Source organism: Flavobacterium sp., from assembly GCF_043779715.1.
In the GTDB taxonomy this organism is placed as follows: Bacteria; Bacteroidota; Bacteroidia; order Flavobacteriales; family Flavobacteriaceae; genus Flavobacterium.
This window is the reverse complement of record NZ_JAYWDT010000271.1, coordinates 1-11,908: the sequence shown is the minus strand read 5'-3', so window position 1 is coordinate 11,908 and position 11,908 is coordinate 1. Positions and strand designations below refer to the sequence as shown.

At 33.5% G+C, this 11,908-nt stretch carries 11 protein-coding genes; 3 read left to right on the top strand and 8 right to left on the bottom strand.

The genetic code is table 11. The features are described from left to right. Positions 1-75 precede the first annotated feature (75 nt). From ACH2BG_RS13175 to rimP, 7 genes are all read right to left on the bottom strand, one after another. On the bottom strand, positions 76-1,152 hold the full coding sequence (locus ACH2BG_RS13175) for a hypothetical protein (RefSeq protein ID WP_395048156.1): 1,077 nt from the start codon (positions 1,150-1,152) through the stop codon (positions 76-78). Between the two features lies 1 nt (position 1,153). Continuing rightward, positions 1,154-2,998, bottom strand: a complete 1,845-nt coding sequence (locus tag ACH2BG_RS13170; RefSeq protein ID WP_395048155.1) for a type VI secretion system baseplate subunit TssF — start codon at positions 2,996-2,998, stop codon at positions 1,154-1,156. A 10-nt stretch (positions 2,999-3,008) separates the two neighbouring features. Further along, complete coding sequence (locus ACH2BG_RS13165) at positions 3,009-3,443, bottom strand: GPW/gp25 family protein (protein ID WP_395048154.1); 435 nt, start codon at positions 3,441-3,443, stop codon at positions 3,009-3,011. Between the two features lie 2 nt (positions 3,444-3,445). Then, positions 3,446-4,162, bottom strand: coding sequence for a hypothetical protein (locus ACH2BG_RS13160; protein WP_395048153.1), 717 nt, complete (start codon positions 4,160-4,162; stop codon positions 3,446-3,448). A gap of 197 nt (positions 4,163-4,359) precedes the next feature. After that, positions 4,360-7,233 (bottom strand): translation initiation factor IF-2, encoded by a 2,874-nt coding sequence (infB, locus tag ACH2BG_RS13155; RefSeq protein WP_395048152.1) that lies wholly within the window; start codon positions 7,231-7,233, stop codon positions 4,360-4,362. A gap of 53 nt (positions 7,234-7,286) precedes the next feature. Next, on the bottom strand, positions 7,287-8,528 hold the full coding sequence (gene nusA / locus ACH2BG_RS13150) for a transcription termination factor NusA (RefSeq protein WP_091476516.1): 1,242 nt from the start codon (positions 8,526-8,528) through the stop codon (positions 7,287-7,289). Between the two features lie 15 nt (positions 8,529-8,543). After that, on the bottom strand, positions 8,544-9,008 hold the full coding sequence (gene rimP / locus ACH2BG_RS13145; RefSeq protein WP_395048151.1) for a ribosome assembly cofactor RimP: 465 nt from the start codon (positions 9,006-9,008) through the stop codon (positions 8,544-8,546). 174 nt (positions 9,009-9,182) lie between these two features. Between rimP and ACH2BG_RS13140 the strand changes: the two genes are divergently transcribed. Further along, entirely contained in the window at positions 9,183-10,007 is an 825-nt protein-coding gene (locus tag ACH2BG_RS13140; protein WP_395048150.1) for a universal stress protein, read from the top strand. A gap of 73 nt (positions 10,008-10,080) precedes the next feature. Here ACH2BG_RS13140 and ACH2BG_RS13135 read toward each other — a convergent pair whose 3' ends face one another. After that, positions 10,081-10,512, bottom strand: coding sequence for a TerB family tellurite resistance protein (locus tag ACH2BG_RS13135; protein ID WP_395048149.1), 432 nt, complete (start codon positions 10,510-10,512; stop codon positions 10,081-10,083). Positions 10,513-10,661: 149 nt separating this feature from the next. Between ACH2BG_RS13135 and ACH2BG_RS13130 the strand changes: the two genes are divergently transcribed. Both ACH2BG_RS13130 and ACH2BG_RS13125 read left to right on the top strand, forming a co-directional pair. Continuing rightward, positions 10,662-11,255 carry a HupE/UreJ family protein gene (locus ACH2BG_RS13130; protein WP_395048148.1) on the top strand — a complete coding sequence of 198 codons (594 nt, stop codon included), beginning with the start codon at positions 10,662-10,664 and terminating at the stop codon, positions 11,253-11,255. Between the two features lie 254 nt (positions 11,256-11,509). After that, a partial coding sequence (locus ACH2BG_RS13125) for a deoxycytidylate deaminase (RefSeq protein WP_395048147.1) occupies positions 11,510-11,908 on the top strand: 399 nt, incomplete at its 3' end.

Sequence of the window (11,908 nt, the reverse complement as noted above, 5' to 3'; positions counted from 1 at the left end):
TTTTTGGTCTATAACCACCACCTTCGCTTACGTAGTAATTTTTGCAACTACAAAATGAAATTAAAACCGATAGAATTAAAATTTTTGTCCACTCCATATGTCAGTGTCTTTAAAGTCATATTCAAATTTAAAATCTTTTATTGCTTTATGTATCTCGTTTTGTAACCAAGCATCTCCTATTAAATCAATAGTTAAATCACTACCATTGTTTTTAAATCTGAAATAATTCGAGGCCTTATTCAAGCTTTTTTGATAAGAACTTTGATTGTGAAATTTACCTTTTGTCAAAAGTAATAATTCAGATTCTAATGCCTCAATTTGTGCTTTTGATGAAAGTGCTGACTTTTTTAATTTTTTAATTTCATCTGTTAACTTATCTCTTTTATCCTCTTGTTCAAGTTTTTGAAAATCCCCCGTAAAATCCTGAAAACCTACCTCAAATAAAGGAGTTACTATCGATACTCCTCCTGTCCAGCCCTTATCAGTACCACCTCCTTGAAAGATTCTTTTAGTATCATTATTCGAGCTCACATTAAAATCGCCCAACCTAAAACCAATCATACCTTCACGCTGAACATCAGACAATGATACTCTCTTTTCGTTTAAAGCCGAATTCCAGGTGACCAATTGTCCATAGGTAAACGAATTTTTGAAGTCATTTAATATAGGTGAAGGGCTATTATAATTTAAAGTATTGGTAGTGAGTGGCGTTCCTTTTCCCCCTCCAACAGTCAGATATGTAGCGGCTGTAACATCAATAACTAGCTCTCTGCTATTTACCGCCGTGCCTAATCCGTGGTTATAAATACTAGCATTAAGTGCTGCTACTCCTGCTAAATCACCTGAACGATGTCCGTAACCTACTCCCACATTAGCTTTATATCTAATCTTGAAATCAAGCAAGATTTGTAATCCAAAATTGACTCTAAAGCCGTAGCCTGGTGGGTTAGGGCACGTAGGGCAACTGGCATTAGCCGTTTTAAAATTGGAACGCCAATTTTGCAGGCTATTTTCTATATTGGTTTTTAAATTATTTTGTAAGTCAAATGAGGGATTCATTGATTGCTCACCCATTTGCATTACTGAAAAATTGATAGATTGGTTAATGCTGGCATTTAGTTCTGGCATTAAAAAAAGTGATTTTGATATCATTTTAATTTACTATTAGTCTGTATGGATATATATTTGACGATACCTGATCGAGTTTATGCATCAAGTTATCGCATAAATAAATCCATTCATTTTCAGAAATAGGAGCATCAGAGTCTAAGTTTCTTTGCACTTTGATATCTATTGTTCGTACAAAGCCTGTTTTTAATGAGGTATCGATTTTAGTCCCTTTACTTAACTCAATTCCTGAAATAGAATGGCTAAAGTGCTTCAGGCAAAAAGTTTTTATATCGGCAAAAGTAACTATTCGTCCGTGAGTCAGTAAGGCTTCTCTGTATGACAGAATTTTTTCTCTCGATGTTAGTCTTGTTTTACCTCCCACGCTTGGTTGGACTAAATACATAGTATTTGCTAGGAAATCTGTACCAGAGGGCAAATCTAATCTGGTACCTGGTTTAATATCATTAGCTTCTTCGCCACAGGTGGACCAAAAATTGACAAAAAAGGAATCGTTTTCATTTCTGTCTTCATCTAGCCTTGGTTTTACCATAACATAGGGGAAGTTAGATTTTAGAAAAGAATTCTCTTTTGTTTGCTGTTCTAATGTTGCAATGAGTTGATTCATTTCGCCAATAATATTCTTTACGAAATCTCCTCCTAATACTGAAAATGAAGCGCTTTCATCTTTTAAAAGTTCTAAAAGATATTGCATTATTTCTGATGCATTTCTTTCATCAAAACGTACTACACCATTGTTTCTTAGGGTAGCATCTCCTAATTCCGGGGTCCCTTTTGAAAATTCTTTTAAATGATAGTTATAACCTCTCGAGTCTGTAATATCTTCTAAATCTAGAAAATGATCCTCATTTACAAGTGGAATATAATTTATATAAGGGTCTATTCTTTGTGCCGAATTTAACAATCGCTTGTTGACTACCGGAAAACAGTTTAGTGAAAAACTTAAACTTTCAAAAATATCATTATTTATTACTTCAGGAAACTCTATTCTTAGCCATAAAACATCATTTAAAGAATTTATTTTATCGCTTGTAAATGATTCTTTAATAGTTTCCGGCACATTTAACATTTCTGGCTGAAGTGTTATGTCTTCAGTAAAATGAATAAATTTATCAAAATAAAATTTATTAACTTCTGAATAAATCTGGTTAATTCTGTTGTAATTTTTGGTTATTATGGCATCAACATCTATATCTTTAGTAGGTACATTATAGCCGTCTTTAAACTGAATTTGTTGATCCCCTAAAAATATTTTGGCTTGTTTTAAATAATGATAAAATACTTCTCTTTGATGTGAATTTTTAATTTCAATGTAAAACATCAATTTTTTTAATATCTCATTTGGGTCAAGACATTTAATTCCTAACCAGAGTGTTGATGGTTTTAATGGTTTTTCCGCTTTTAAAAAAAACTCTTTGTAAATAGTTCGATTAAAGTTATAAAGATTGCTGCCAAAAGCCATATACTCTACATCTGCAGTAGTTAATTGATAAGACCCTGTGGGTCCAAAATACACATCTTTTACATTTGACTTAATTGGATCGTAAATATTATGAATGCTTTTTTTACAAAAAAACTGATGCTCCAATGATAGCGTGTAATTGTTTTCTGAAGGTTTGGCATGAATTATAGTTCTTGAGGGTAGTGCACCTGCATTTGACGCCGGAGACATTATTTCCAACAAACGTTCCACTATTCTTGCGTGCGAATTATTAAGCTCGACTGAAAGCTTCTCTAATTCAGAAGCACACGATTCTAATAGCATTGCTACGATGGGATCAAAAGATGTTTCTAATTCACTATCCGTATATCCCCAAACTCTTGCAGCTCTTTTAAGTATTCTGTCTTTAATTCGTTCTTGTATTTCCATAATATTTTAATTAAATGTAAGAAAGTGGTCCAACATAAAAGTATCCGTAAAAATTAAATGGTCTATTCGTTTTTTTAACATTTCCGTTTATGACCACGTTTACTTTTTTCTTCATTCTCAATCCATTGTTGTAAGAGGATGCTTTAGATTCAGTTATGCTAATATCAATTTCCGTAAGTTCTAATCGATATTCGTGTTGTTTTACTGCCTCTTTTAAATCTTCTCTAATTCGATCTTTTAAAGTATTTTGATCAGAAAGTAAATCGAAATCGGTTTCCCAAATTTTACAACCAAATATTTCATCAAATTTGCATTCGCCAAATGAAGTTGTTGCTACGAGGTTAATGTATTGAGCAATTGAATGCTCTAAGTTGGTTTTTTCAATTTCCTTTTTGGCTATTAAATCTTTAAAGCTAATTGGCGTTTTATAATATATCCCGTACATACTTATAAATAAATTACTTTGTTGACTTTTCCGTTTTTATCAAACTCAAATTCTTTTACTGTTTTATCTCGTTTCATTAGCTGAATTTCAACTTTTGGTGTAGTTTTTATAAATTTTTCGCGGTAACGAATATCACCAATAAATCTTTGACCATTACTATTATCTATAACACAAAAAAAGTTATCGGTTTTTGCATTATCAAATAGATTTTCAGGTATTTCACCTGCTATTAGATTGGCAATTTTATCTTCTTTTTTTAAAGTATAGGATAAGAAATTTTCTTTTAATGTTCTATATCTTGAAACTTCAAAATATTCAATAGCCATTTTTAATGGTTCATAAGAAATTGATGGTAGCGTCATTGCTTTTTTCTTAAACCATTCAACTCCCAAAAACGAAAATCCTCCAATACTTTTTGTCTTTAGTTCTTTGAGCAAAAGGGTATCTCTCGTTACTTCATAATAGTTGGTTTCGCTTGTTTTATCATCTGTTACACTCATTTTATAAGTTGGAAGTTTTACTTCAGAAATTTTATCTTTCTTTTTAAGATTTATGTTAACAGAACCAACTTCTTCGTCAGTAATTACAATTGTTATGGTGTGTTTTGTAAAAGCAGAATCAAACTCACTCATATGCTCTCTTTGTCCTACACCTGCATATAGTGGTGATCCTGGGTTGTCTGTTATAGATAATGACAGGCCTAATTGTGGTAATGGCATTTTTATTTTTTTTTGCACTAATGTAAGAAAAATATGCTGTTTCAAACAAAACACTTCATGAAGTTTTTTTTATTTTAAAAAACAAGAAAATTAGTTGCCTTAAAAAGGCAATCAAATATTGATTTTCATAGGTATTGGTTAAACAAAAAGCCCGACAAATTTGAGTTTGTCGGGCTTCTTTTATGTATAATTGAATATTATTTCAGTTTACGTTTTACAGCTACTTCTGTAAATCCTTCGATAACGTCATCAATTTCGATTTCGTTGAATCCTTTTATTTGGATACCACAATCGTAACCTTTTGCTACTTCTTTCACATCGTCTTTGAAACGTTTCAGTGCAATAATATCACCTGTGTGAATCACTACGTTGTCACGAATTACACGTACTTTATTTGCTCTTAGTATTTTACCATCAGTAATCATACATCCTGCAATAGTTCCTACTTTAGATATTTTGAAAAGCTCTCTAACTCCTGCAAGACCTGTAATTTCTTCTTTCATTTCTGGAGAAAGCATACCTTCCATTGCATCACGTAAATCGTCGATTGCAGCGTAGATAATAGAATAATGACGGATATCGATTTCTTCTTTATCGGCTAGTTGCTTAGCGTTTCCTGCTGGACGAACGTTAAATCCAATAATAATTGCATCTGATGCAGAAGCCAACATAACGTCAGTTTCTGTAATTGCTCCAACTCCTTTGTGAATGATGTTGATTTGTATTTCTGGTGTAGATAATTTTGAGAATGAATCTGATAATGCTTCTACCGAACCATCTACGTCTCCTTTAAGGATAATGTTCAATTCTTTAAACTGTCCAAGAGCGATACGACGACCAATTTCATCAAGTGTAATATGACGTTGTACACGAACTGATTGCTCACGCATTAATTGGGTACGTTTTGCTGCAATTGCTTTTGCTTCTCTTTCGTCAGCAAAAATATTGAACTTGTCACCTGCTGTTGGTGCACCAGCTAAACCTAAGATAGATATTGGTGTAGATGGACCTGCTTCGGTAACATTATTACCACGTTCATCTTGCATAGCTTTGATTTTTCCGTGGTTTTTCCCTGCAAGGATATAATCTCCTACACGCATGGTTCCTGCTTGCACTAATACTGTTGATACATATCCACGACCTTTGTCAAGGAATGCTTCTACAACTGTTCCTGTTGCTGGTTTATTTGGGTTTGCTTTTAAGTCTAAAACTTCAGCTTCAAGCAATACTTTTTCTAATAATTCTTTCATACCAATACCTGTTTTTGCAGATATATCTTGTGATTGGTATTTTCCTCCCCAGTCTTCAACTAGGAAATTCATTGCTGCTAATTTTTCCTTGATTTTTTCAGGATTAGCATTTGGCTTATCTACTTTATTGATGGCGAAAATAATTGGCACATTTGCCGCTTGCGCGTGAGATATTGCTTCTTTTGTTTGAGGCATTATATCATCATCGGCAGCAACTACAATAATGGCGATATCGGTAACTTGAGCTCCACGTGCACGCATCGCGGTAAACGCTTCGTGACCTGGTGTATCTAAGAATGCGATTTTTTGACCGTTTTCTAATTCTACTCCGTATGCACCAATATGCTGTGTGATTCCTCCTGATTCTCCTGCAATTACGTTTGTTTTACGAACATAATCCAGTAAAGATGTTTTACCGTGATCGACGTGACCCATTACGGTAACAATCGGTGCGCGATGTACTAATTCTTCTTCAGTATCTTCTATAACAACTATATTTTCTTCAAGATCTGTAGTAATAAATTCTACTTCAAATCCAAATTCATCACAAACAATTGTCAATGTTTCTGCATCTAAACGTTGGTTCATTGTAACCATGATTCCAAGTGACATACAAGTTCCAATTACTTTGGTAATCGGCACATCCATCATGGTTGCAACCTCACCAACAGTAACGAATTCTGTTACTTTGATAGTTTTGCTTCCAGCCTCGATATCTCTTTGCTCATCATCAGATTTCTGACGGTGTGTATCTCTTTTATCACGACGGTATTTTGCCGCTTTAGATTTGCTTCCTTTTCCTTGCAAACGCTCAAGAGTCTCTTTGATTTGGTTTTTTACTTCCTCTTCAGTTGGCTCAACTTTAGCTACAATAGCTGGTCTTGCTCCTTTTACGAAACCTGGTTTATTTGCGCGATTAAAACTTCCGCCAGTTGCGTTTCCGCCACCCGTGTTTGGTCTAATTAAGTTTGTTCCTGGTGTTCTAGGTGTTGCATTTGCTTCGCCTGGCTTAGTAGGAATTCTTTTGCGTTTATTTTTGTTTGCGTTATTGTTATTTCCCGCTCCTGCTGGTTTTACTGCTCCTTTGTTAGGCTCAATTACTTTTTTAGGTTTGTTAAACTGCGATAAATCGATAGTTTGACCTGAAAAAGTGGGTCCAGAAAGTTTTGTGTATTTGGTTTCGTGTGTCTCATCGACTGGAGTTTCTTCAACTGAAGGATTTGAAGTTACTTCTGGTGTTTTTTCGACAACTAGCTTTGCTATTTCTTTAACAGGCACTTTAGCAACAGGATTCTCTTTTACAGGAGTTTCTTTTGCTGTGTTTTGTTTCGGTTGCTCTGTTTTTTCAGGAGTTTTTGCAACTGGAGCTTCAGTTTTTGGCTCGGCTTTTACTTCTACTTTTGTTTCAGTCTTCACTTCTGCTTTTAGTTCTGGAACAATTGTTGGCTTGATAGTCGCTTTAGGCGATAAATCTATTGTTCCAACTTGTTTTGGTCCAGTTACAACAGCTTTTGCTTTAATAACTTCTTGACGTTGACGCTCTTCGTCATGTTTACGTTTTTCTTCTATTTCGTGTTCTCTTTCTACACGCAAAGCTTCTTTTTCTTTTCGCTTTTCTTCGCCAACTTCTTTTGAAGCATCTTTATTTCCTTTGTCTCCAGCAAATTGATTAGACAGGACATTATACACTTCGTCAGAGATTTTCGTATTAGGATTAGACTCAATAACGTGTCCCTTATCCTTTAGATAATCTACGGCTCTTTCTAACGAGATATTAAATTCCCTTAAAACTTTGTTTATTCTTATTGTACCTTCAGACATAAAATCTTTTTATATTATCTTTTTATTGTGGTATGCGCATGCTGATCAAGAATTTATTCTTCAAATTCTTCTTTCAATATTCTAACTACTTCAAGAATAGTTTCTTCTTCTAAATCGGTTCTTCTTACTAAGTCGTTTACATCTTGACTTAGTATGCTTTTTGCTGTGTCTAAACCAATTTTTGCAAATTCTTCGATAACCCAAGCTTCGATTTCGTCTGAGAATTCTGTTAATTCTACATCATCATCGGCAGCTACAGTTCCTTCTCTAATCACATCAAGTTCATAGCCAGTTAATTGACCGGCAAGTTTGATGTTGTGTCCTCCACGTCCAATTGCTTTTGAAACTTCTTCTAATTTCAAGAAAACTTCAGCACGTTTTGTTTCTTCATTAATTTTTATAGAAGATACTTTTGCGGGGCTTAATGCTCTTGTAATATATAATTGAATGTTAGTCGTATAATTGATAACATCTATATTTTCGTTTCCTAATTCGCGAACAATTCCGTGAATACGTGATCCTTTCATTCCGACACAAGCTCCAACTGGATCGATACGGTCATCGTAAGAATCGACAGCTACTTTTGCTTTTTCACCAGGAATACGAACTACGTTTTTCACCATAATTAATCCGTCGAAAACTTCTGGAATTTCTTGTTCAAATAATTTTTCTAGGAACTTTTCTGAAGTTCTAGACATAATAATTTGAGGTTTGTTTCCTTTTAATTCAACAGACTCAATAATTCCACGAACGTTATCTCCTTTACGGAAAAAGTCAGACGGGATTTGTTTTTCTTTTGGCAAAATGATTTCATTCCCTTCGTCATCTACAAGAATTACTACTCTTGGACGTACATGATGCACTTCTCCTGTATATATATCACCAATTAAATCTTTAAATTGTTTGTAAAGATTTGTATTGTCATGTTCGTGAATTTTTGAAATAAGATTTTGACGCAAAGCTAAAATTGCTCTTCTTCCAAGATCGATTAGTTTTACTTCTTCAGAAACTTCTTCACCAATTTCGAAATCTGGTTCAATTTTTCTTGCATCGGTAAGTGTAATCTCAAGATGATCTAAATCTAAATCATCATCAGCTACAATTACTCTTCTTTGCCAGATTTCCATATCACCTTTATCAGGATTGATAATGATATCAAAATTATCATCTGAACCGTATTTTTTCTTCAATGCGTTTCTAAACACATCTTCCAAAATCGCCATAAGCGTTGGGCGATCTATCGATTTGTCGTCCTTAAATTCTGAAAATGAATCTATTAATGCTAAATTCTCCATGCCAACTCTTTTAATTTAAAATATGATTATAACTATAGCTTCTTGAATATCCGCGTAAGCGATTTTTTCGTTATGCACTACTGTTTCTTTTCCTTTTCCTATCTTTTTTGGTTCTCTCGAACTCCATTCTACTGTAATGTCTTCATCCGAAACTTCTAAAAGCAAAGCTTCAATAGTTTGTGACGCAGTTTTTATTTTTAAAGTTCTTCCAATATTTTTTTTGTACTGACGAACTAATTTTAATGGCAATGAAACTCCTGCCGAAGCAACTTCTAAAGCAAAATCTACTTCTTCTCGGTCTAAATTATTATCAATCGCTCTACTTATGTTGATACAGTCTTGCAATTGAACGCCATTATCACCATCTAAAGTTATAATAATTTTGTTCGCGTCGTTGATATTTAAATCAATTAAAAACAAGCTTGGGTATTCTGCCAACCCTTGCTCTAACAACTCTTTTACTTTTTCTTTAAATGTCATATTGTATAAAAAGAGGGAAGCAGTGCTTCCCTCATTATTTAGATAAACTGCTTAATAATGTGCAAATATACTACTTTTTTTTAATTTACGAAATTTTGATTTATGTTAAATAATTTCCTACCTTTAATGAAGATTTAAAAAATTAACTATTATCAACCCTAAAAACCAACGATTATGAAACGAATATTAGTTCCTACCGATTTTTCAGAAAATGCTGAACATGCTCTAAAAGTTGCTGCGCAAATTGCAAGAGATACAAACGGAGAAATTTTTTTAGTACACATGTTAGAGCTTCCGTCGCAAATGAGAGATGCTGTTAGTGGTGGTGCTGCAATTCCCGAAATCGCTTTTTTTATTAATAAAGCGCACGAAAAATTAGAAGATGTTCTGAATCGTGATTATCTGGAAGGGATTAAAATAAGTGAAGCGGTTAAGCTTGAAAGTGCTTTTGAAGGAATTATAAAATCGAGCAAAAAACACGATATAGATCTTGTAGTAATGGGCTCTCATGGTACATCAGGTTTTCAAGAATTGCTTATAGGTTCCACCACCGAAAAAATTGTAAGAACATCAGAAGCTCCAGTTTTAGTGATTAAACACGATACAAATAATTTTAAGACTGATCGTTTTGTGTTTGCTTCAGATTTTTCTAAAGAAGTAAAAAAACCTTTCGAAAAAATTATTGCTTTTGCCAATGTTTTTGGATCGCACCTAGATTTAGTTATGATAAACACGCCAAATAGTTTTAAAACCTCTAATGCTGCACAAAAAATAATGAAGGATTTTGTGGCAGATTTTTCAATCACAAACTATTCGCTACATATATATAATGACGCAAATATTGAAACTGGTGTTCTAAATTTTGCGAGTAGTGTTAATGCAGATTTAATAGGAATGTGTACACACGGAAGAACAAGTTTGTATCATTTCTTTAACGGAAGTATTAGCGAAGGTTTGGTAAATCATGCTAGCAAGCCAATTGTAACTTTTAAGATTTAACTTAGTAATAAATAGCTTTGAATAAAAAAATCCACCGGTAGTTTGCGGTGGATTTTTTTGTGAAATAATATCTTTACTTATTCATATTTTGCATTTCGTACAAAAATGTATCTAAATCTACATTTAAGAGTAAAAGTGACATCGATTTATCTACTATATAACTTACATTTCCTGGTGTAAATCCTAATGCGAGTGTGAATTTAGTAAGAATCTCTTTTTGTTTAGGTCCAAGAATATGGTCTGCATAAACCATTCTCGACAAATCATACAAACGCTCTAATCTTTGTGAGTGTAATACTGGTGGATTAATTGGATATTTTAGAGGGTTTTCTAAAATCTCATCATATTCGGCATCAGAAATTTCTAAACGTGTTTTTAGTTTGTCTAAAAATTGTTTTTCTTCTGCACTCAAATCACCATCGGCAATTGCTACACGAACAATGGCAGAAAAATGACCTTTATTTCTTGTTTTAAATTCGCTATCGAATAAATCTGAAAAAGACATAATGTTGTAGTTTATATTTACACAAAGATACTCATATTCTTATTTTCTTTAAAATCATTTTCAAAATACTTTTCAAAACAATCAAATATTAAAAAAGAGTCATAAACAAAAAATAATTTGTAAGTTTGATAAACCCAAATCTTATTGTTATGTCTGAATTCTGGTTATATTTTAATATTGGCTTAAAACATGTACTCAATATAAGTGCTTACGATCACGTTTTGTTTTTAATCGCGCTAACTGTTCCATATGCTTTCAAAGACTGGCGAAGATTGCTACTTCTCATCTCACTTTTCACATTAGGACACACATTAGCTTTGGTTCTTTCAGTGTTTGGAGTTGTTTATATTAAAGCCAATCTAATAGAATTTATAATTCCCATCACAATCCTTATTGTAGCGTTATTCAACCTTTTTACAGCAGGGAAAAATAACAAAGGCGAAGGAATTAGCCTCTTAGCTTTTGTGACATTATTCTTCGGAATCATTCACGGATTGGGATTTTCTAACTATTTCAAAACCATTTTGCCAGGAAACGCAACCGACAAACTATTGCCGCTTTCAGAATTTGCTTTAGGAATAGAAACCGCCCAAATCATCGTAGTTTTTGTCATTCTAATTATTTCTTATATTGTACAAACCGTTTTCAGATTCTCGAAAAGAGACTGGACACTGGTCATGTCGGCATTTATAATAGGAGTAGTCATTCCGCTAATCATTCAAAGTCCCGTTTGGAGTAGATAATTTATTTTAGAAGCGAAAATCTCGGATATTTTTGCAAACCTTATTCCTGTATTTCATTACAATCTCGCCTCGTCCCAAAAGACTAGGCGAGGATTTTTATTTCAAACGAAGTTCACTGAACTCCAATGAAAATAGAAGCCAAGTGAAGTAATCAAGGCTATTAGAGCAACCATTTTAACTTCAGTAAACTAAAATAATAGTTAAATATTCCCAATTCATCATTCAACTAAAAAAATGATTTACTTTTGTAAACCATGAAAGAGAAAAAACAAAACAAATACGATAAAGCCTATTTGCGATTAGCAAAAGAATGGGGCAAACTTTCTTATTGCAAACGGAAACAAGTTGGCGCGATTATTGTACGTGACAGAATGATAATTTCCGATGGTTACAATGGTTCGCCATCTGGTTTCGAAAATTGTTGCGAAGACGAAGAAGGATTTACAAAATGGTATGTGCTTCACGCCGAGGCAAATGCAATACTAAAAGTAGCTCGTTCGACACAAACTTGCGAAGGAGCAACTTTATATATCACGCTTTCGCCATGTAAAGAATGTAGTAAACTAATACACCAATCGGGAATAAAAAGAGTCGTATATCTAGAAGGTTATAAAGATAATTCGGGATTAGAATTTTTAGAAAAAGCAGGCGTT